Origin of the sequence: Nocardia otitidiscaviarum (genome assembly GCF_007362295.1) — a bacterium.
Lineage (GTDB): Bacteria > Actinomycetota > Actinomycetes > Mycobacteriales > Mycobacteriaceae > Nocardia > Nocardia otitidiscaviarum.
The window spans coordinates 1,046,937-1,069,002 of the sequence record NZ_CP041695.1 but is presented as its reverse complement, the minus strand read 5'-3'; the positions used below and the strand labels follow the sequence as shown (position 1 = coordinate 1,069,002).

Annotated in this window: 15 protein-coding genes, 1 tRNA gene and 2 pseudogenes; 4 read left to right on the top strand and 14 right to left on the bottom strand. The window is 68.5% G+C overall.

All coding sequences use genetic code 11. From position 1 onward, the window contains the following. Positions 1-52: 52 nt before the first annotated feature. Complete coding sequence (locus FOH10_RS04565; RefSeq protein WP_143979741.1) at positions 53-817, bottom strand: IclR family transcriptional regulator; 765 nt, start codon at positions 815-817, stop codon at positions 53-55. A gap of 276 nt (positions 818-1,093) precedes the next feature. Here FOH10_RS04565 and FOH10_RS04560 point away from each other — a divergent pair, with 276 nt between their 5' ends. Further along, positions 1,094-1,894, top strand: a complete 801-nt coding sequence (locus FOH10_RS04560) for an MIP/aquaporin family protein (protein ID WP_029931757.1) — start codon at positions 1,094-1,096, stop codon at positions 1,892-1,894. 47 nt (positions 1,895-1,941) lie between these two features. Further along, positions 1,942-3,450, top strand: a complete 1,509-nt coding sequence (glpK, locus tag FOH10_RS04555) for a glycerol kinase GlpK (protein ID WP_143979740.1) — start codon at positions 1,942-1,944, stop codon at positions 3,448-3,450. A gap of 94 nt (positions 3,451-3,544) precedes the next feature. On the opposite strand, the gene FOH10_RS04550 is transcribed toward glpK, so the two are convergent. From FOH10_RS04550 to FOH10_RS04530, 5 genes are all read right to left on the bottom strand, one after another. After that, positions 3,545-3,618 (bottom strand) — tRNA-Met (locus FOH10_RS04550). A gap of 83 nt (positions 3,619-3,701) precedes the next feature. Further along, positions 3,702-4,358 carry a carboxymuconolactone decarboxylase family protein gene (locus FOH10_RS04545; protein WP_143979739.1) on the bottom strand — a complete coding sequence of 219 codons (657 nt, stop codon included), beginning with the start codon at positions 4,356-4,358 and terminating at the stop codon, positions 3,702-3,704. A gap of 14 nt (positions 4,359-4,372) precedes the next feature. After that, positions 4,373-5,218, bottom strand: a complete 846-nt coding sequence (locus tag FOH10_RS04540; RefSeq protein WP_143979738.1) for an SDR family oxidoreductase — start codon at positions 5,216-5,218, stop codon at positions 4,373-4,375. A gap of 481 nt (positions 5,219-5,699) precedes the next feature. Next, complete coding sequence (locus FOH10_RS04535; RefSeq protein WP_143979737.1) at positions 5,700-8,405, bottom strand: helix-turn-helix transcriptional regulator; 2,706 nt, start codon at positions 8,403-8,405, stop codon at positions 5,700-5,702. A 90-nt stretch (positions 8,406-8,495) separates the two neighbouring features. Then, positions 8,496-8,900, bottom strand: coding sequence for a nitroreductase family deazaflavin-dependent oxidoreductase (locus FOH10_RS04530; RefSeq protein WP_143979736.1), 405 nt, complete (start codon positions 8,898-8,900; stop codon positions 8,496-8,498). 86 nt (positions 8,901-8,986) lie between these two features. On the opposite strand from FOH10_RS04530, the gene FOH10_RS04525 reads away from it, so the two are divergent. Together FOH10_RS04525 and FOH10_RS04520 are read left to right on the top strand one after the other, a co-directional pair. Next, the gene (locus tag FOH10_RS04525) at positions 8,987-9,589 is read left to right on the top strand and encodes a TetR/AcrR family transcriptional regulator (RefSeq protein WP_143979735.1); all 603 of its coding nucleotides are present in this window, start codon (positions 8,987-8,989) and stop codon (positions 9,587-9,589) included. Between the two features lie 295 nt (positions 9,590-9,884). Next, entirely contained in the window at positions 9,885-11,285 is a 1,401-nt protein-coding gene (locus tag FOH10_RS04520) for a sodium/glutamate symporter (RefSeq protein ID WP_228812426.1), read from the top strand. Positions 11,286-11,382: 97 nt separating this feature from the next. Here the strand turns inward: FOH10_RS04520 and FOH10_RS34685 are convergent. From FOH10_RS34685 to FOH10_RS04485, 8 genes and pseudogenes are all read right to left on the bottom strand, one after another. After that, positions 11,383-11,766, bottom strand: a pseudogene (locus FOH10_RS34685) (M23 family metallopeptidase); the annotation flags it as partial. Between the two features lie 117 nt (positions 11,767-11,883). Continuing rightward, positions 11,884-12,930, bottom strand: a pseudogene (locus tag FOH10_RS35435) (DUF4226 domain-containing protein); the annotation flags it as partial. 310 nt (positions 12,931-13,240) lie between these two features. Beyond that, the gene (locus FOH10_RS04510) at positions 13,241-15,313 is read right to left on the bottom strand and encodes a hypothetical protein (RefSeq protein ID WP_143979733.1); all 2,073 of its coding nucleotides are present in this window, start codon (positions 15,311-15,313) and stop codon (positions 13,241-13,243) included. Between the two features lie 290 nt (positions 15,314-15,603). Further along, complete coding sequence (locus tag FOH10_RS04505) at positions 15,604-16,440, bottom strand: NlpC/P60 family protein (protein WP_143979732.1); 837 nt, start codon at positions 16,438-16,440, stop codon at positions 15,604-15,606. Position 16,441: 1 nt separating this feature from the next. Continuing rightward, entirely contained in the window at positions 16,442-18,781 is a 2,340-nt protein-coding gene (locus FOH10_RS04500) for a hypothetical protein (protein ID WP_143979731.1), read from the bottom strand. Continuing rightward, on the bottom strand, positions 18,778-21,300 hold the full coding sequence (locus FOH10_RS04495; RefSeq protein WP_244961612.1) for an ATP-binding protein: 2,523 nt from the start codon (positions 21,298-21,300) through the stop codon (positions 18,778-18,780). Before FOH10_RS04495 ends, FOH10_RS04500 begins: the two co-directional genes overlap by 4 nt. Beyond that, on the bottom strand, positions 21,297-21,806 hold the full coding sequence (locus tag FOH10_RS04490; RefSeq protein WP_186000714.1) for a hypothetical protein: 510 nt from the start codon (positions 21,804-21,806) through the stop codon (positions 21,297-21,299). The genes FOH10_RS04495 and FOH10_RS04490 overlap by 4 nt, the downstream gene beginning before the upstream one ends. Continuing rightward, the gene (locus FOH10_RS04485) at positions 21,806-22,066 is read right to left on the bottom strand and encodes a hypothetical protein (protein WP_029931741.1); all 261 of its coding nucleotides are present in this window, start codon (positions 22,064-22,066) and stop codon (positions 21,806-21,808) included. Before FOH10_RS04485 ends, FOH10_RS04490 begins: the two co-directional genes overlap by 1 nt.

Genomic DNA, 22,066 nt, shown 5'->3' with positions numbered 1-22,066 from the left:
GGGCGCGCCCTTTCTGCGGGTAGAGCGAATCGGGGCCCTCGCGCCCCGGGATTTACTTGTTCTCGACCAGATCTCGCGACACCGCGCGGGCGGCGTCACGCACGTAGCCGAGCAGCGCCGGGTCCGGTCCCCGTCCGGTCGGGAAGATCCGTTCGGCGGCGCCGGAGATGCCGATCGCACCGACCACCAGGCCGCCGTGCGAGCGGATCGAGGCGGCGATGCTCGCCTCGCCGGGCTCGAGCTCGCCGTACTCGCCGGCCCACGCGTTGTCCCTGACATCCGCCAGCGATTTGGCGAGCAGCGCCGGTTGGATCACGGTGCGGCGGGTGAGCGACTCGAGCTTCCCGGCGCGGATGCGGGCCGCCAGATCACTGTCGTAGGCGAGCAGGATCTTGCCGAGCGCGGTGGCGTGCAGCGGCAGCAGCGCGCCCACATCGAGGGTCTGCGGGGTGTCGTCCGGCCGGAAGACATGGTGCGCCACGAGAACACGGTCCTGGGACGCCACACCGATCCGGACGGCCTCACCGCTGCGCGCGGCGAGAGCGTCGGCCCAGTTGATCGCCCGCGAACGCAATTCATTGGCGTCCAGGTGACCGGCGCCCAAGTACCGCAGTGCCGTACCGAGCCGGTACTTCCCGCCGCCGCGATCCTGTTCGACGAAGCCGATGGCCTGCAACGTCCGCAGGATGCCGTGCGCGGTCCCCTTGGCGAGCTCGAGCGAGCTGGCGATATCACCGACACCCAGACCGCCCGAACTGCGGGCGAGCAATTGCAGCATCGCGCCCGCACGCTCGATCGATTGCACCGGGCCCGGCATAGCGGACAACGTATTCCATCGAACGCGGTCCGACAATGTCGAACGCCGAACCGCCGTGGGCCCACGGTCGGCGCCCCATCATGACCTGCGCCTTCTTCGATGTGATCTAGGTCATAGCGCCTTTCGGCAGCGTAACGCGCAGATTCGGCGGAATCGAGCGTTCGACATTGTCGAACCGACCGGATTGTATGTGCGCCACGTCACCGTAGAGTTCTGCGCACTTTCGGGGTCCGGGCAACGTGGTCCGGGACCACCCCACGGACGATTGGAGCAATCGTGGGTCTCGCAGAGGTTTTCGTCAGCGAGGTGTTCGGCACGGGAGTGCTGATACTGCTCGGCGGCGGAGTCGTGGCCAATGTCCTGCTGGCGAAGTCCAAGGGTGCCGACGGCGGCTGGCTGCTGATCAATTTCGGATGGGGATTCGCCGTGATGGCGGGCGTCTACGTCGCCTTCAAGTCCGGCGCGCACCTCAATCCCGCGGTGACACTCGGGATTCTGAGCAGCGGGGCCCAGGAGTACGCCCCGGGCGTCGCCATCTCGTTCGGATCGACGGTGGCCTATGTGGCCGGGCAGCTCCTCGGCGCGTTCCTCGGCGCCTGTCTGGTATTCGTGGCGTACAAGCAGCATTTCGACGCCGAGACCGACGAGGGCAAGAAGCTGGCCGTCTTCTCGACCGGCCCGGCCATCCGCAGCTACGGCTGGAATCTCGCCACCGAGGCGATCGGCACCTTCATCCTGGTCCTGGTGGTGCTCTCGTTCGGGAAGACGCCCTCCGGTCTCGGCCCCCTCGCGGTCGCGCTGCTGGTGGTCGGTATCGGCGCCTCGCTCGGCGGCCCGACGGGCTACGCCATCAACCCGGCCCGCGACCTCGGCCCGCGCATCGCGCACGCGGTGCTGCCGCTGCGGCGCACCGCCCCGGAGCCGGTCCACGCGCACTCCGCGAGCCTGGGCGCGGCCGCCCGACCGGCGCCCGAGCCCGCGGCCGGATCCAGTGACTGGGCCTACTCCTGGGTCCCGGTCGTCGGCCCGCTGATCGGCGGCGTGCTCGCCGGGCTCGTCTCGCAGCTCATCTTCTGATCGAATCACGCGCAGCACCAAACAGTTTCGCCGAAGGAGAAATCCCCATGTCACGATACGTCGCAGCGATCGACCAGGGCACCACCTCGACCCGCGCCATGATCTTCGACCACGCGGGCACGGTCATCGCCGTCGACCAGCGCGAGCACAGTCAGATCTTCCCGCGCGCGGGCTGGGTGGAACACGATCCGGCCGAGATCTGGGAGAACACCCGCGCGGTGGTCGCGGGCGCACTGGCCAAGGGTGATCTCACCGCCGCCGATATCGCCGCGGTCGGCATCACCAACCAGCGCGAGACCACTGTGGTCTGGGATCGCGCCACCGGGGAACCGGTCTACAACGCGATCGTGTGGCAGGACACCCGCACCGACCGCATCGCCGAGGAGCTGGGCCAGCTCGGCGGCGGGCAGGAACGGTACCGGGAAAAGACCGGATTGCCGCTGGCGACGTACTTCTCCGGACCGAAGATCAAGTGGATTCTGGACAATGTCGACGGCGCCCGGGAACGCGCGGAGGCGGGCGAACTGGCCTTCGGCAATATGGACACCTGGATCCTGTGGAATATGACCGGCGGCACGGACGGCGGCGTGCACGCCACCGATCCGACCAATGCCTCGCGCACGCTGCTGATGGATCTGGAGACGCTGCAATGGGATTCGGAGATCGCGGCGGAGATGGGCGTGCCGCTGTCACTGCTCCCCGAAATCCGTTCGTCCTCCGAGGTGTACGGCACGGTGCGCGCCCGCGGCGCGCTGGCCGGCGTGCCCATCGCGGGCATTCTCGGCGATCAGCAGGCCGCCACCTTCGGCCAGGCCTGCCTGACGCCCGGCGAAGCCAAGAATACTTACGGCACCGGTAATTTCGTGCTGCTCAATACCGGAAACGACAAGGTGCTCTCCAACAACGGCCTGCTGACCACCGTCTGCTACCAGCTCGGCGACGCCAAGCCGGTGTACGCGCTGGAGGGGGCCATCGCGGTGACCGGTTCGCTGGTGCAGTGGCTGCGCGACAACCTCGGCATGATCGGTTCGGCGGCCGAGATCGAGGAGCACGCGCGGACCGTCGAGGACAATGGCGGCGCGTACTTCGTGCCCGCCTTCTCCGGCCTGTTCGCGCCCTACTGGCGCTCCGATGCCCGCGGCGCGATCGTCGGGCTGACGCGCTTCGTCAGCAAGGGTCATCTCGCGCGGGCCGTCCTGGAGGCCACCGCCTTCCAGACCCGCGAGGTCATCGACGCCATGAACGCCGACTCCGGTGTCGCGCTCACCTCGCTCAAGGTGGACGGCGGCATGGTCGTCAACGAACTGCTCATGCAGTTCCAGGCCGACATCCTGGGAGTCGAGGTCATTCGCCCGGTCGTCGCGGAGACCACCGCGCTCGGCGCGGCCTACGCCGCCGGTCTCGCCGTCGGATTCTGGGAGAGCGAGGACGCCATCCGGACGAACTGGGCCGAGGACAAGCGCTGGCGGCCCGCCCTCGACGAGACCCGCCGGGAAGCCGAGTACCGCAACTGGAAGAAAGCCGTCACCAAGACCTTCGATTGGGTCGAGGACTGACCTTCCACCCCTCCCGGCCTGAGCAACGGACGAGGACGCGTCCGGCACATACGAAAACGGCCCGGAACCTTAAGGTTCCGGGCCGCTTCGTCAGTAGCGGGGACAGGATTTGAACCTGCGACCTCTGGGTTATGAGCCCAGCGAGCTACCGAGCTGCTCCACCCCGCGTCGGTGGGTACTACGCTACCCAGTACTTGGGGGTAGTACCTAATCCGCTGGCGGGAGGGGGTTTTGCGGTGGTGAAGGTGGGGTCAGCGGCTGTCGCCGAGTAGGGCCGGGGCGGCGCGCCAGGCGCGGGCCAGGCCGAATTCGGCGACGCTGCGGATCAGGTCGCGGAAGGTCGCGTCGGTGGCGCCGTCGGTTCGGGCCAGTTCCGCGTGCAGGCGCAGGGATTCGTCCAGGGTTTGGTAGAAGATGTCCACGACCAGGCAGGTGAGGGCGCGCTCGCGGATGCTGAGGTGGGGGCGGGCCCAGCGTTGGGCGAACTGGTCCTCGGTGAAGGCGGCCAGGCCGGGGTCCAGGCGTTCGAGGTCGCGGACCGTGCGAGCCAGTCCGTCGGACGGCGGTGTCGGGGCGACCGGGTCGGTATCCCTCGCCGCGGGCAGGCCCAGGTCGGTCAGGCGCTGGAAGGCCGAGACCACGATGGGGTAGCCCACGTAGGGGGCCAGATGGCGGAAGAGTTCCCGGACGGCTTCCGGGTCGACCTCATTGGTCAGGGCCATACCGATGTGCATGGCCAGCGGCTGATCCAGATGCGGGTGACACAGGTCGGCGGTCAGGCAGATGAACGCCTTCTCGCGCACGGTCAGATTCGGCAGGCTCCACAGGCTGTGGCCCGCGCCGACGGCGAGTTGGGCGAAGACGGGATCGAGGTCGGTCAGAGCGTCGGCTCCGGCGAGCTGGGTCATGGCGGGAACTCCGTTCAGGACAGGCCGAGCGCGCGCAGGCGCAGGGCATCGAGGGTGCGTTGGGGTAGCACCCGGCCGAGGGTGCTCATCAGGCGGGACTTCTTGCCGACCGGATACCGGACGCGGGGCCTGCGGGCGGTCACCGCGTGCAGGATGGCCTGGGCGACCACGTCCGGGCTGGAACCGGCCCGCTCCTCACGCAGCGAGGCGGCGGTCATGGATCGGTACGCCGCACCGTAGAGTCGCCGCCCCTCCTCGCCGATCGCGGCCAGCCGCGGGTCGACCTCGTCCTCCAACTTGTCCACGGCGGCGGTGTGGATGGAGCCGGGTTCGATCAGGACCGCGGTCACGCCGTATGGCGCGACCTCCATCCGCAGGGCGTCGTTGAGCGAACGGATGGCGTGCTTGGACGAGCACAGCGGCCCGCCGAAGGGCAGCGTGATCCAGCTGCCCACCGAGCCCACCGTGACCACTCGACCACGCGTAGCCCGCAGCTTGGGCAGCATGGCCTGGGTGACCGCCACCTGACCGAACACATTGACCTCGTACTGAAGTCGCAACGCGTCGAGGGATACGAACTCCAGCGGCCCGGTGACACCGATGCCCGCATTGTTGACCAGGGCGTCCAGTCGGCCGATGCGTTCGGCGGCGTCGGCGATCTGACCGGCATCGGTGACATCCAGCAGCAGCGGGGTGACGGTGGGACCGAGCGCTTCGCCGTCGGCCTCCTTGCGCACACCGGCGTAGACGGTGCAGCCCTCGCGGGCCAACAGCAGGGCGGTGGTGCGGCCGATTCCGGTCGAAGCGCCGGTCACCAGCACGGTTTTCGATGATGTCGGGGGCTCGGGTGGTCTGGTCATGGCGGAACCGTAGGACGAGTGCCGAGGCGACCGCGTCCGTCGAATGACCGATCCGCATCCGGCGCGGATCGGTCGTCGGCGCACGTCCCGGCGAACCATGGGCGGACCAGATGCCCGCGGCCTGCGGGTACGGGTTCGTCCCCCACCGGCAGCAGCGGCCGACCGCCGACGCTTCCCGGGAGACCGGCGGCATCGAAATTCCGGTGCGCCCGGAATTCCCTCGACGACAGGGGAAGTCACGACGGGCGGCATACTTGTCCGGCGCTACGGAGTATCAGTCGACCGACGGAAGCGAGCACCGGTACGTACGGAGTACCGTCCGCGACCATGGAGCTGGTCAACGATCACATGGCGCTGAAAGCTCGGGCGCTGCCGAGGACCGATGACGGATTTCCAGTGCTCGCGGACGAGGTCGGCGACCGGCGATCAAAGCCAATGGCATTGCCGCCCAACCGATCATCTACCGCAAGATGAGACGTCCTCAGTTCAGCTCCGGGAACCTGCTCAGCTCGGCGCGCGAGGAGACCCCCAACTTGGGAAACGCCTTGTACAGGTGGGAGGCGACGGTGCGGGGACTCAGGAACAGTTGAGCGCCGATCTCGCGATTCGACGCCCCGGTGACGGCCAACCGCACCACCTGCTGTTCCTGCGGGGTGAGCGCGCCCAGCGGGTCGCCGATACCGGCCCCGGGGACTGTGACGCCGGTGGCGCGCAGTTCGGCGGACGCCCGGGCGGACCAGGGTGCGGCGCCGAGCCGGTCGAATGTTTCCAGGGCGATCCGAAGATGGGTGCGCGCCTCGGCGCGGCGGCGATCGCGGCGCAGCCACTCCCCGTAGACCAGGCGGGTACGCGCCTCGTCGAAGGGCTGCCGCTCCCGGGCGTGCAGCACCAGCGCCCGCTCGTACAGCGCGCCCGCGGCGTCGTCGGGGGCCAGCAGCGCGCGAACCCGGTGCAGCACCGCGAGCGGACCGGCCCGCCCGGCGGACCGCGCCCACTCCGCGTAGCGGGCGAGCCGATCGTGGGAGCGCGCCGGATCACCCACCCGGACCGCGGCCTCGACGTAATCCGGCCAGGAGTACCGCCACAGGAACGCATGGCGGGTGGGGCCGGACATCGCGCGATCCACTCGGTCGAGCATGGATTCGAAACGACCCGACCCCAGGTCCAGCATGCCCCGCGCGGATTCGACCCAGCAGGCGGCGGGCATCCACTGCGTCGGGTCGGCGTCTCGGATCGCCTGCTCCGCCAGCGCCTCGCACTCCGCCTCGTCGCCCGCCACCGCCGACAGCCAGGCGTTCGCACCCGCCAGATAGCCACGCCACATGGGCTGACCGACATCGGCGGCCAGGGCCAGTCCCGCGGCCGCGGTGGCCCGCGCGGACCGGTGGCGACCGTCGAGCAGCTGCGCCAGCGTGAGGAGCAGCATGGCCTGCGGCATTCGCCCCAGCCGACCCTCCGCCCGGCACTCCTCGACGAGCTCGGTCGCACCCTCGAGCATGGCGCCGAAATCGGCGCGGGCGAGACTCTGGAAGGTGATGAGGAAGCGCAGCTCGTTCGGCACGGTCTCGTCCAGGCCGGCTACGGGATAGGTCAGCGTGGTCACGTCGTCGCCCTCCAGAATGAGGCGGAAGGCGAGGTTGATGGTTCGCACCACCGCCGACAGGCCGTCGCCGTCCGGGGACAGTTCCTCGGTGCGGCGGGCCAGGGTGAGCTGGTCCGGGTGGGCGGCGCTGGCCCAGGTGTAGTAGCCGGCCATGCTGAGCAGCGACAGTCTGGTGGTGAGGTCGTCGGCGGCCGCCACGGCCTGGTGGAGCAGCCGCACGGCGTGCAGCGGACGGCCCGCCTCGACCTCCAATTTCGCTTGTACGTAGGCGAGTTCGGCCCGGACCGCACCCCGCGGCGGGATGGCGTCGGCTCGCTGCCGCGCCTTCTCCACGAGTTCGGCCGCCCGTTGCCACATGCCCGCTTCGATCGCGGCGGCGGCCGCGGCGGTGCCGCGGCGCACCGCGTGGCCGACGTCGGCGGACAGCTCGGCGGCGCGTGCGTAGGCCGCCGACACCGCCGCCTGTCCACCGCGCCGCCGAGCCCGCAGCGCGAGACCCTCCAGTCGTTCGGCCACGTCCTCGTCGGGTTGCAGTGTGACCGCGGCCAGGTGCCAGGCTCGCCGGTCGTCGTCGGATGCCTCGGCCAGCGCCCGGTGTGCGGCCATTCCGGCGGCGACATCACATGCCAGCAGCACCGCGGTGCGCACCAGTGGGTGATGGAACGCGACGCCGTCCGGACCCACCCGCACCAGTCCCGCGTGCTCCGCGGCGGCGAAGTCGGCCAGGGTGGCGCCGAGCAGACCGACGGCGCGCTCGAGCAGTCGGAGTTCGTCGTGGTTGCCCAGGGTCGCGACCAGCAGGCAGCAGCGGGTGGCCGGGGGCAGCCGCGCGATCCGGTCGCGGAAACCGAGCAGCACCCGATCGGTCACCGCGGTCGCCGTGCCGAGCGAGAACGACATCGGAACCGACGCGCCCCGGCGCTGCGCGGGCGTCAGCATGCGTGGAATCTCGATGAGCGCCAGCGGGTTTCCCTCGGTCTCGGCCAGGACCTGAGCCCGGACCGCCGGCGGCAGGTCGGCCGCCCGCTCGGCGAGCAGCGCCCGCGCCGCCTCCTCGTCCAACCTGCCCACCCGCAGCTCCGGCAGCCCGCTCGCGGGAAAACCGTCGGCACGGGCGGCGAACAGCATCGTGACGGGTTCGGCGTGCAGGCGGCGCGCGGCGAACAGCAGCGCGTCCGCCGACTCACCGTCCAGCCATTGGGCATCGTCGATCAGGCACACCACCGGACTGGACGCCGACAGTTCCACCAGCAGTTCGAGCGTCGCGAGACCGACCAGGAAGCGATCGCCCGAGACGGCGTCCTCCAGGCCGAACGCGGCGCGCAGCGCGTGCGCCTGCTGCCGCGGCAACGCGTCGACCCGATCGAGGATGGGACGGAGCAGCAGATGCAGCGCGGAGAAGGGCAGATCGGCCTCCGACTCGGCTCCGGCCACCCGCAGCACCCGCGCCCGCACTCGCGCGGCGGCGGTCTCCAGCAGTGCCGACTTCCCGATACCCGCCTCGCCGCGCACGATCAGTGCACCGCCCTCACCATGCAGAGTTTCCGACAGCACCGACAACTCCACCTGCCGCCCGTACAGCATCACTCTCCAAAACAGTTGGCCGCCACGTGGATAACGGAAGGTATCACCGGTCGTCGCGGCGCGCCGGGCAGTGCGCGGCTGGGCGGTGGATCAGCGGGTGGTGGGCGTGAGTTCGCGGACCACGTTCGCGCTCAGGAAGTCCGGCGCCTTGATCACGTACCGGAGCATGAAGCGAATGAAGGCGGGCATGCCGGCGGCCGTGGGATCGCGGTAGACGTGCGGATTGTCGACCTCGTAGGTGCGCCGCCGCGTCTCGAGCTGGAAGTGTCCGGCCGCGAGCACATTTCGCACCCAATCGGATTCGGCACCGTAGGTCAGCGCGATCACGAAGCCACCGTCACGGCGGAACGCCCACAGCGGAGTGCGGAAGACCTTGCCGGATTTGCGTCCGCGATGCACCACCACCGCCCATCCGGGCGCCCACGGCGCGATGAACTTGGTGATGCGATTGAGTCCGGCCTTGTTGACACGAGCGACCCAGCGTGGAGCAGGCATATCAGAAACTCCTCACTTGTGGAATTATCTGCCCAGATTACCGCCCTCACACGGCAGAAGTCAACGCTTGTAGAATTCCTGACACCATGCCCCCGATCGGACGCAGACCAGGAAAAACCGATACCCGCGAGGTGCTGCTGGCCACGGCCCGCCGCCGCTTCGCCGCCACCGGCTACGAGCGGACCAGCGTTCGCGAGATCGCGGCCGAGGCGGGCGTCGACCCGGGCCTGATCCGCCATTACTTCGGCAGCAAGGCCGAACTCTTCCGCGCCACCATGGGGTGGCCGTTCCAACCCGCCGATATCGCGGCTCGCATCGTCGACGGCGACCCGGAACAACTCGGAGAACGCCTGACCCGCGTCTTCTTCGAGATCTGGGACAACCCCGACACCCGGGCCCCACTGCTCGCCATCCTGCGCGGAGCCGCCACTCACGACGAGTCCGCGACACTCGTCCGCCAGTTCATCCAGGGCCGCGTCTACTCCGAAATCGCCTCCGCCCTACCGTTTCCCGACGCGGAACTGCGCATCGACCTGGCCATGGCGCACCTCGTGGGCGTCGCCTACCTCCGCTACATCCTGCGGGTGGAACCGGTGGCCTCCGAACCGCGCGAGGGCCTCGTCACCCGCATCGCACCCGCGGTCTCGCTGCACCTCGCTGTCGCCCCGAGTACCGACACTTCCGCCTGAGCACGAAGACCACGGACCAACGGCCAGAGACGCACCCGCTCGGCTTCCCTCGAATGGGAAGGCACGTCCAACTCCTGTGACACACTCAATAACGTACCGCTGTATAGCGGCACGGTGTTTAGAGGGAAGTTATCTCGGGTTGTCGCCGCCGACGACGGCGACCCGTTACACACGTCGTGCCACCGCCGTGACGAATACGCGCTGTCGGGTATCTGCCTCGGGTGCCCGGAGTCGCGCTGAAAGGGTCTTGATGTCTGCGAACACAATAGGTTTCGCGTTACTCCTCATCGGAGTGATGATGTTGGTTTCCAAGATCATCCGCGTGAAATGGCGATTGGCGCAGAAGCTGTTCATTCCGAGTTCGATCATCGGCGGTGTGCTCGCGCTGCTGATCGGCCCCGATGTGCTCGGTCGGATCGCTTCGGCGGTGGGTTTCGACGGGATGGCCGATGCCGGCCTGTTCACCACGGAGATCCTCGACGTCTGGAGCAGTCTGCCGGGGTTGCTCATCTCACTGGTATTCGCCGGTCTGTTCATGGGGCACCGCCTGCCGTCGCCGAAGGAGGCCCTGAACATCGCCGGGCCGCAGATCTCTTTCGGTATGACCATCGCCAGCGGCCAGTACGTCGTCGGCCTGCTGCTGGCGATACTGGTGCTGGTCCCGCTGTTCGATGTACCCGTCTGGACGGGCACGCTGATCGAGATCGGCTTCGAAGGCGGGCACGGCACCGCCGCCGGGATGGCCGACACCTTCGCCGAATTCGGCTTCGCGGAGGCACAGGACCTCGCCCTCGGCATGGCCACCATCGGCATCCTCTCCGGGATCATCGTTGGTATCGCCCTGATCAACTGGGGTGTGCGCCGCAACAAGACGCAGATCCTGCACAGCGATGCCTCGCCCTCGGTGGCCGAACAGGCCGGGATCGTGGAGAAGGAGCGCCGCCGCGCCGCGGGCACGCTGACCGTGCAGCCGTCGTCCATCGAAACGCTCACCCTGCACTTCGGTCTGCTGGCCATGGGTGTGTTGATCGGCTGGCTGTTGCTCACCGGCATCCAGTGGGTGGAATCGAAGCTGTGGGCCGATAGTTTCGAGCTGTTCTCCTATGTCCCGCTGTTCCCGATCGCCATGGTCGGCGGCATCATCGTCCAGCTGGCCATCCAGGCCTTCGATCGCGACGAGATCGTCGATCAGCAGCTGATCGAACGGCTGCAGGGCTTCTCGCTCGACGTCCTGGTGATCGCGGCGCTCGGCACCCTGTCACTGTCGGCCATCGCGTCGAATATCGGACCATTCCTGCTACTGGCAGGCGCGGGCCTGGCCTGGACGGTGGGCGCCTTCATCTTCCTGGCACCGCGGATGCTGCCGAACTTCTGGTTCGAGCGCGGCATCGCCGACACCGGCCAGGCCCTGGGTGTCACCTCCACCGGACTCATCCTGCTCCGCGTGGTCGACCCCAACCTGGAGACACCCGCCTACTCCGCCTTCGGTTACAAGCAACTCCTGCTAGAACCGTTCTTCGGCGGCGGACTGGTCACGGCCGGCGTCATTCCGATCATCGCCAACTTCGGTGTGGGTTGGGTACTCGGCCCGATGCTGGTGCTGCTCGTGGCATCGCTGTCGATCGGCATGCTGTACTTCGGGCGACAGCGAACGCCCGCGCCGACGGTGGCCACGGATCAGGTCACGACCGGCTGATTCGGTACGGACAGGGCGCTGAGCCGGGACTACCCGCTCGGCGCCCTCGTCGTATGCCCGGTGCTCGCCGCGGGCGTTCGGCGCGGGCGGATCCGGATCACGTCACCTGAATTCCACGCTGAGCGAGCCACCGTTGCGGATCCACGGCCGAACCGTTCTGCCGTACCTCGAAATGCAGGTGCGGACCGGTGGACCGGCCCTCATTACCCATCCGGGCGATCTGCTGTCCGGCGCTGACCTGCTGCCCGGGCTGGACGGAGTAGCTGTCGACATGGCCGTAGATCGTCTCGGTACCGTCCGAGTGCCGGATCTTCACCCATTGGCCGAACCCGCTCGCCGGTCCGGCGGCCACCACCACTCCGTCGGCAGCGGCGAGGATCGGGGTGCCGATCGCGTTGGCGATATCGACACCGTTGTGGTGCTTGCCCCATCGAGGACCATATCCGGAGGTGAAGGTACCTCGGGCGGGCAGCGCGAAACGGCCGCTGCCCGCGCTGCCACCGACACCGGTATAGCTGGACGGATTCTGTCCGGCGAGGTTGTAGAGGTACTGGTTGGTGAGTTGGTTGATGTGGGCGGCGGTCTGTGCGGAGTTGCCCTGGCCGGTGCCGACGATCTGATGGGCGTACTGGAGCGCGCGAGTGAGGATCTGGTGGGCTTTGCGCTGTCCCGCCGGGGTGTAGGTGTCCGGCCCCAGGGTGGCCAGCGCGACATTCGTCTCGCGGATGAGATGCCGGAGCTGGGCGCGGTCGACGGTATTGGCCCCGGCGAGGTTGGTGATGTAGTTGGCGAGCCGGTTGTCGAGATTGGTGAACGCGGTGGCGGCGTGCCGTTGGAACAGGGAGGCGGCGGTGTGGCCGGCGGCGGTCGCGCCGGTGCCGCCGGTCTTCCCGGTGGCCACGTCGAGGCCGGTGGTGGGTGCGGCGGCGGCTTCGCGTGCGCCGTAGAGGGCGGCCAGCACCTTCAGGATTCGCAGGGCTCGCTCGGCCTGCGGAGACAATCCGACGGTGACGGGCTCGTCGTCGGGGCCGGTGACCGTGGTGTCGGATATCCCGCTACCGCTACCGGTGCCGGAGTCGGTCGTGTGCGGGCTGGCCGCGCTCGCGGTGGGGGATTGCGGCGTGGACAGGGCCTGCGACAGGGCGGGTAGCAGCTGCGCCAACGCGTCCTCGATACCGGACCGATCGGCATCGGCCGCATCGCTGTCGGCGTCGCTATCGGCCTCGCTGTCTCGGTCGAGCCCCGGGCTCGACCGCTCGCGGGGCACGCCGAGCCCCTCGGGGAGCGGCGTCCCGGCTACCGACACCGAGGTATCCGGTCCGGTCACCGCGGCCACGGGGACGATCGCACCGGGCTGCGCCACAACCGCGTTCGGGAGCGACGCCGGACCAGCCACCGGCGTCACCGCCGACGGTGTTGCGGCCGAAGTGCCCGGGCTCGGCCCGGACGTCGACGCGGGCGCGGTGGGTGCCGAGGCGGGCGCGGTGGTTCCTCCGGCGTGATTTCGCCTGGGCGTCCACGGCGTCGCCGTTATCTGTCCCGCACCGTCGTCCTCATCGAAGCCCACCGACAGCGAAGAGTCCGGCACATCCGCGGTCTCGTCGACGAGCTCGGCACCGGCCCCCGGTTCGGTACTCACGGTCATCACTCCCCCGCCCCGTCCGAAGCCACCGCCCACATGGCCATCCGATGCCTCCTCGACCCGCTCGGGGAACCGTCCGACAACCATCCTGACCACCCGCGCCGCCACACGAACCACCACCGCTGGGAACACCCGGGCGACCGGGCCGGAGCGGGTCCGGGTGACAGATCCGAGCCGCTACGCTACCGACCGAGAGCACGGTCGAATCCCGTTCGCGCGGAGGCCTTTTCGCTACCCGTGAATCCGAACCGAGGGATACGGGGGAATCCCGACAGCCGTCGCGGCACGGCGCGGTCGCGGCCTGCGGCCGCCCTCAGTAGTCCCATGGACCCGGTCCCTCATCGGGGTGTCCGTGGCCGAGGACCGAAATCCGGTGTGCCGTATGGTCGGCCAATGCGCGATTCCGCTCGGTGGGCGCGTCGTAGTATCGCGCGACCGCCGCGCTGTGCGCCTCGGCCGCCTCGGTACCGATGACGTGCCGGGTCGCGGCACCGACCGATCGCCACCGGTCCGCCGGGATGACGGTACGCAGCGCCCCCGGGGTGTCCCAGTGTCGGCGTACGAGATCGACGAATGCCGAGTCGACCTCCGCGTCGACTCGCGGCCCCGGCGCATCCCGGGCGAGCTTGCGCGCCGCGACCTGGGCCCGCGCGGCGAAGGCCAGATGCTCACGCAGGTCCCGCTCCGATCCGACCGGATGGTTGTGCACCGATTCCCAGGCGGCCAGGGCCTGTCGCACCCGGTTCGGCACATAGGTGTTCTGCGACATCGACGCGTTCTGCACGGCGATGGCACGGTCGGCGTGCAACGCGTCGTCCGGACGGACTCCGATGGTGGCGAGCGCGCCGTTGAGTTCCGCCTTGGGGATTCCGGAATCCATGAGCGAGTCGATGACCTCGGCGACGGCCAGCGGCGTGTCCACACCGCCGTGCTTCTCGGCGCGATAGCGCGCCGCACGCTCCCAGGAGTCACGGTTCGCCTTCGCCCATCGCTGCCGGTGCAGTGACAGCGAGCTGTACTCCGCGAAGTCGAGCGCCGTGCTCCGACGTCTGCGCGCGTAGGGCGACAACGGATTCCGTGTCTTGCCCAACAGCCACGCGGTGGCCGGTGACTTGTTGACCGTGGACACGGCGGCCAGCCCGACGAGCAGCCCCGCTCCGGATGACAGCGAATTCGCCGCGCCCACGGTGCCCATGCCGAGCGCCGCCGGGGCGGACGAACCGGAACCGGACGGGGAGCCGCCCTGCGCCGTCAGCGCGACCCGGTTCGCTATCCACGCGGCGCCGCGATCCAGGCCCCGCTTCAATCGCCGCAGTTGCCAGATCGCCACGATCTCGACGACCCCACCGATGGTGAGAACGGCCAGCACCTGGTCCCCGGCCAGCCGGAACAGATTCCCGAGAAACAGCACATAGACACCGAGGAAAACGGTGTAGACGACCATGCGCGCGGCGGCCATTCCGATATCGACGATATTGCGAACGAGGAAGGTCTGCGTCGGCCCGTAGACGAATCCTCCGGCCGCGAAGCCGAAGATCGCCATGAACCCCTGATACACCGCGTCCAGCGCGGACCGGATGATCTGCAAGCCCAGATAGGCCGCGAACGCCAGCAGCGACGTGCCGAAGACGAGCAGCGACAACCCGGTACCCAGCTGGGCCGCTCCGGGATTCTCGATGGCCGCGTGCGCGGTGGTATCCCCACAGTCCCGAAGCCCGTCGGCGACCTCGGACACCTCACCGGACCGGATTCCGGCGGACCAGGCCGCCTGGCAGCTGTACCGTCCGTCCACGACGTGCCCGAAGTTCCACACCTGCACCGGCCGCCGCGCGAAGTTGTCCGCCAGGTCGCCCTGCACCGCGGCCACCAACCCACTCGGTTGCGGGTTGCCGTCGCCGTTGAGCCCCGCCGCGACCGACAGCCCGATATCGCGCCCGTGTACCAGCAGTCCGTCGGAGGACAGCACCGCCGCGAGCGGTTCGGCGAGGAAGAGCGGGCCGAGCACAGCCACGGCGAGCATGGCGACCGTCTGCGCGGTGGCCCTGGCCCGATACCCGCGCACGAGCAGCCAGGCCACCACGACCGCCCCGATCGTGGCGGCGGTGAGCAGAACGATCGGAGTCGCCAGCTGTGCGGCCACACCATCCGCGACACCGATCAGTGCGTCGGCGAAGAGATCGAGCCACCGAAAACTGAGGACATATCCGATAAGCCAGATCGCCGTGGTGACGATCACCATGTATCCGGCGAATTCCAGGGTGATCAGCAGTGCCCACATCCCGCCGCCGGGATTGAGCAAGGACCCGTGATCGGTGGCGAAATGGTACTCCGACAGCGGCACTCCGGAAGTGTCCCGGATATCCATCCAGCCGAGTCCGCTGTTCACCGCGGCGCCGGGCGCCGCAGCGCCCGGTTGTGCGGTCGCGACGGTCCCCAAAGCGCCCGGGACCAGCACGAACAGGACGAAGCAGGACGCTGTCCAGGCTGCGCGACGCCGCGATGGCTTTTCCCGAATCCATCGCCGAATATCCGGCGCAATGTACACGCGGATAACGTACCGACGGATAGCGATCGATTACAGGATCGCGCTTTTGTCGATCAGGCGAACAACCAGTGAATTCGAAGCGAGGAATTCAACCGTTATTCACGGATCGTATATTTGTCGCGTTCACCCCGTCACGAACCGTTTCCCATGTCGAGCACCCGCTTGACCCGGATGTCGCCGGCGCGTGGGAGCCCCTGCCGCACGAAGCCACCGGCCGACGGATCGCCAGTGACGATCTGACCGTCGCCCACGACGACGCCGACCCGAGTCGGCGCGTTGTCCCGGTACTCCCAGAACACCAGATCGCCCGCCGAGGCCGCGGACGGATCGACGCGCTGCCCGCATACCCCCTGTCCGGCGATCGTGGTCGGCAGCACCGGTGCGCAGCCGGGCCGGTCGGCGTTCGGGGTGGGCGCTGCCACCAACACACACGTACCGGTGGTGGTGGCGGCCAACGCGGCCGAGTAGACGACGGACCGGGACAGATCCGCTGGCCCGGACGCGCCGTCGTCCCCTTCCGTCCACCGCCTTCCCTCCTGCGTCATCGCGAGCTGCCCGGCGCATGCCCCGGCGGGGCCGGTGTTGGGTGTCCGCAAGGCGGGGAGCTGGTAGGGGGCCGAGCGCATGGCCTCGACGCAGTCCCGTTGCCACTGGGAGACTTCGGTGTCGTCGGGGTCCACGGTGATGGCGGCGTACGGATTCGTCGACGGCCGTGCGGTGAGGGCCGCCGCGCCGGTCGGGGGCACGGTGGAGGTCACCGGCGTCTCGGTGAGCGAGGGGTCCGGCCCCAGCGCGGTATCGCACTGATAGTGCAGGTCCGCAGAGGCCGATTGGCCAGCCGTTCCGATCACGAGACTCAGCAGGATCAGGACCCCGGCGATCATCAGCCCGAACAGGATCATCACCAGGATCGGAAAAGGAACCATGGTGACGAGGAACATGAGTCGACGCCGATCGGTCGATGCCATGTCACGAATCCCACGGATCGAGACCAGCTTCCGGATCCAAGTGATCCAGATTGGAGATGCGCCGGGCGATCTGGTCGACCGCCACCCGGTTCTCCTCGACGGGGTTGTTGTAATAGCGCAGGACGGCGTCCCGGTGCTGGTTCGCCAGCTCGGACCCGATGTGATGGCGAGTGTTCGCGCCGACCTGGTTCCACCGGGCCGGTGAGATGGCCGCCTGCAGGGCCGCCGCCGAATCCCAGTTCGCCCGTACGTCGTTCACGAATGCCCAGTCGATATCGGATTGGCCGCCGATGAAATGCGGTACCCGCGAATGCCTGGCGAAGTTGGTCGCGGCGACATGCGCCTGCGCCACGAACGCCCGGTGTTCGCGCAGGCTCCGCCCCGGTTCGATCGGGTGGTTGTTCACCGATTCCCACGCCGCCAATGCCTTCTGCAATGGTGCGAATCCGTACGGGTTCTGCGACTTCGACGCGTTCATGACCGCGACGGCCCGGTCGACGTGCAGAGCGTCCATCGGATCCACGGCTCTGCCGTTGAATCGGAGTTCGGCCAGCGCGCCGTTGAGCTCCGCCTTGGGAATGCCCGAGTCGTACAGGCCGTCGATGATATTGGCCACCTTCAGCGGATCGTCCACGCCGCCCGCCTTCTGCGCGCGCCGCTCCGCCGCCCGCAGCCACGATTCCCGGTTGTGCAGCAACCATTTCTGCCGGTGCAGCAGCCATGGCGTGTATTCCATCCGGGCGAGCTCGGCGCGCTGGCGCTGGCGGGCGTACGGCGCCAGCGGATTCAGGGTGCGACCGAACAGCCACTCGGTCGCCGGCGAGCCGCTGATCGTCGACAACGCCGCGAAACCGGCCAAGGCACCCAGACCACCGCCCGCCGCACCCGCCGCGACAGCCTCACCCATTCCCAGCGCCCGGCCGCCACCGCCACCGCCACCGCCCCCTCCCCCGGAGCCCTGGCCGATCTGGCCCTGGGTCGCGAGCGCGAAGCGGTTCGCCACCCAGTCGTTGCCCTTGCGGAGATTCTTGCTCAACCGGCGCAGCTGGCTGAAGGCCACGAGTTCGACGATGGCCCCGATCACGAACACCGCCATCACCTGCCCCCTGGCCTGATCGAACACATTGGCCAGGAACAGCACATAGACACCGAGAAAGATGGTGAACACGGCCATCTGCGCCGCCGCCATCACGGAGTGGACGAGATTCCGGATCAGGAAGGTCTGTGTCGGGCCGTACACGAATCCGCCCGCGGCGAACCCGAAAATGGCCATGAATCCGTGATAGATGGTGTCGAGCGCCGACTTCATCACCTTGAGAGCCAGATACACGGCGAACAGCAGCAGGATGGTCCCACAGATCAGCAGCAACACTCCGGTGCCGATCTGCCCGGCACTCGGATTGTCCGCCGCCGCACGGGCGTAGGTGTCATTGCACGCCTCCAGCCCCTCCTTCACCTGCCCCGAGTCCCCGGCACGCATCCCCGAGGACCATTGCGCGCGACACGACATCCGATCGTCGATCACATGCCCGAAGTTCCACACCTGGAGCGGCTTCCGAGCGAAGCTGTCGGCGAGGTCGCCGCCCACACTTTCGACCATGACGCTCGGATTCGGGTTGTTGTGGCCGTGCAGGCCCGCCGCCACCGCGATGCCGATATCGCGGCCCTTGGCGAGCAAGCCGTCCGACGCCAGCACATCCGCCAGCGGCTCCGCGAGGAACAGTGGCCCGAACACGCCGACCGCCAGCATCGTCACCACCTGCATCGTCGCCTTGGCGTGGTAGCCGCGGACGATGAAATAGCCGACGAAGAACGCGCCGATGGTCGCCGCGGTGACCAGCAGGATGGGGGTGGCGATCTGACCGGTCAGGGCGTCGGCCACCCCGGTCAGGGCCTGGGCGAACATATCGAGCCAGCGGAAGCTCAGCGCGAAGCCGATCAGCCAGATGGCGGTGGTCACCAGCACCATGTAGCCCGCGAACTCGAGCTCCAGGACCAGCGCCAGCGCGGTCTTGCCCGGGTCGAGCACGCTGCCGTAGTCGGTGACGAAACGGTAGTCCGAGAGCAGGACACCATCCGAGTCGCGGATATCCATCCAGCTCAGACCGCTGTTGGCGGTTCCCTGGGCCAGGGTGTCCGATTGTGCGACGGCCACCGCGCCGAGCATGGCGGGCAGCACGAGCGTCACGAAGGCCACGAACAGCGCCCACGCTGTCCGGCGACGCCACGGCGAACCGGCCAGCCAACCGCGGAACCGCCGGGCGACCGCGCGAGGCCGCCAGCGCTCGCTATCCCAGAAGGTCAACTCCCAGGCCATATCCCGACGCCGGCGGGTACTCATCGCGCGTCCCGGCGCTCCAGCGACGCGGACTGGCCGGACACCGTCGGCGTGCTGGTGATGGCCTCGGCTCGGTCGCCGCGGGCGGGACCGAGTATCTTGCCCCGGCCGATCCGGCTCAGTGCGTCGCGCATGAACATCTCACCGCGCCGTTCCGGGGGGACCTGCCGCCCCTGGCCGACCGGCGGAGACGTCTCCTCCCGCAGGATTTGCAGCAGGAACGGCGCTTCGTCGAGGTCGACACCGAGCCATTCCAGGCTGTTGCGAGCGAGGGTCTCGTCCCGTTGCCGGAAGACGAAACGGTTCGGGATCAGATTGTGCGCCGCGCCCTGGAAGTCGGTGGCCGGGTCGTGCGAGGCCAATCCGATGGCGGCCAGATGCTTACGTCCGTCGCGGCTGAAGTCCGAGGTGACCGCCGCGCCCACCTGCGTCTGGGTGAAGTGGTGGGCCTCGTCCCCGACCAGGAGGCCGAATCTGCCGTTGTCGGTCAGGAACGCCTCCCGCGCGGCGACCCCGACGAGTTCGTAGAGCGCGGTGCCGAGGCGCTTGGTCAACGGCAGCCGGTGGTAGAGATGCGGTGTGGTGAGTTCCTCGGCGGTGGGCAGGGCCAGGCCGTGACTGCGCACGACCGTCGCCGCCGCGGTCAGTCGCAGCGGTTTCAGCGTCGGATCGAACAGCACCGGAACCCGGTCGACGACGGCGCCGAGGCGGGCCGCCAGATCCGCGTACTCCGGACCCGAACCCGGCTCGTCCCGCAGCCGGTGCGCCGCCCGCACCAGATCCAGCATGGAGTGGATGCCGTGCTCGGCGCGCCCCTTCTCGGTGAGCATATTGCTGACGACCGCACCGGCGCTCGCCGTCGGCGACAGGTCGAGCATCGGCAGCAGCGAGTCGAGCGCTCGCTCACCGGCCACCTTGGCGTCGAAGAGCCGCAGCGGATCCAACGACACCGTCGGATTGGTCAGGTCGATCACCACCGCGTCGTCGATGGCGGCGGCGAAATGCGCCCACTCCCCGACCTGACTGCGGTCGATGGCCAGGAACTGGCCACCCATGTCGTGCACGAGCACCGCCATCAGCTTGAGGAAGAACGACTTGCCCGAACCGAGTTCCCCGGTCACCGCGAAGGACGCGGACAGATCGTGCAGCGCCGCCTCCATGATGCCGAAGTGGATGGGCTCGTATTGCCCGGACAGCAGGTTGATTCCGATCACCGGGCCGCTGTCGTCACCGATGTCACTCGAGGTGAACGGGACGAAGCCCGCCCACATGTCGGAGGGGACGATGTGGGCGAAATCCTCGTAGGCCCGGCGCACGGGACTGCCGGGGATCAGCATCGACCACAGATCCACCTGTGCGCCCACCGGCGCCGTCAGTTCGACCTGAAACCGCTTGTAGCGGCGCTTGAGTGCGTTGACCGCATCGAGTGTCGCCTCCCGCGAGGGACCGCCGACCGCGATGACGGTCGTGAACGACACCTCCGACTCGCCGCCGTTCACCTCGAAGTGTTGGTTGTACTCGTTGAGCAGCTGTGCCTTCGACATCAAGGTGTTCTGGGCGAAGGAGACCTCGGTGTCGCGCTGTTCCATCTGTTCGCCGAGCCGTCGGAGGCCGAGCTCGTTGTTCTGCAATACCTCGTCGGCCGATCTGGTGGACACCCGCATGCCCCAGTCGACGGTCACGTCACCGAGACCGTCGAGCATGGCGAGGAATTCGCTGCCGCCCGGAAAGGTCATGCCGCCGTAGGGAAAAGAGCGCGGTGTCAGCACCGACTGATAGGACGGGCGGTCGGCGCTGTCCGGCTGCACCACCTTGATCACCGGGGTGAACGACGGCCGGAATCGCCGGGTGTTGTCGGCCTGCGCGCCCTCATCCAGTGCGGCGGAACGGAATACCGCCGCGGTGGCGTCCTCGAGCACCCCGACCCGGGTGGGCGCGGCCGGATCCCCGACCGCGCCGCGGGACAGGTAGTGCTCCCACAGCCACTGGAACAGTGCGGCCGGGACCGGGGTCGGCCGGAAGTCGCTGCCGATCCGGGACAGGATCTTGCTCGCCTCCTCGTCGTAGGTGGCCAGGTCGGTCCGCGAGACGGCGGCGACATCGACGGAGCTGTTGCCACGCCACAATCCGGCCAGCGACGATATCCCGGTCGACGTGGAACCCACCGGGATGGACAGCAGATAGATCCGGGTCTGCGGCACGATCGCCTGGATACGCTCATAGGAGGCGACGACCTCCGCGGCGTAGTCCTCGCACTCGTCGAGGTCGACGCCCTCGACCATCTTCCGCAGCACATCGAGGGTCTCGAGCCGGGCCTGGATGCCGAGCAGCAGCGACCCATTCGGCACATTCGTGATCAGGGCGTGGTGCGCCAGCTTCACGTCGTATTTGTCGCGCGGCGAGCGCAGGCCGTATCCGAGCGGCTCGATGAAGTAGGTCGCCGTGACCAGGCCGGCGTGAGTGAACTGCAGGTTCCCGCGGATCGCCGCGGTCGGCTGAATATCGCGCCCGGACGCCATCATTGTTCGTTCCGAGGTTCATCCCGGGTCGGATCGACGGTCCGCCCGGCGGCCAGTTCGAGTATTCCGCTCGCCAGCGCGCGGGCCGGCGGCTCCGGTCGCGGTACCCCGTCGAGGTCGGGCAGGATGACGACGACGGAGTCCTCGATGTACACGGAGTAGCGGGCCGAGTCCGGGCTGACCGGCATTCCGGAGGCGGACACCGGTTTCCGGATCAGGATCAGCCGACCGAACCACAGCACCCGGGAGGTCAGCCGCACCCCGGTATCGGGCACCAGACCGAGTGCGAACACCACGATCACGGTGAGTACCAGGCCGAGGATGAAGACCACCGCGGGATTACCCGGAATCGACATGGCGGCGATCGAGGTGACCAGCATGAGCGCGACGCCCGCGGCGACCTGCGGCAGCGTATACGGCCCGAAGGGGATCTTCTGCCCGTTCTGTGCCTTGCCGATCACGGTGGGCACGCGCTTGATCGGCGTGAAGACGCGGATGACCTCGGCCATCAGTACCCTCCGACGGGCCGATCGGGAATGACGGTACCGACCTCGGCACGCGAATAGTTGATGAGCGTGGGCAGCACCCAGATCAGGACTCCGGCCAGGATCGCCGAGCCGGCGACGGCCAGGACCTTCCCCGGCGAGAGGCGCTCCTTGACGGCTTCGCTGATCAGCACACCGATACCTACGATCGCGATCAGGATGAGGCCGGCCCAGCGAACGAACAGCAATATGCCGTAAAGCATATTGGTGAGACTGCTACCCAT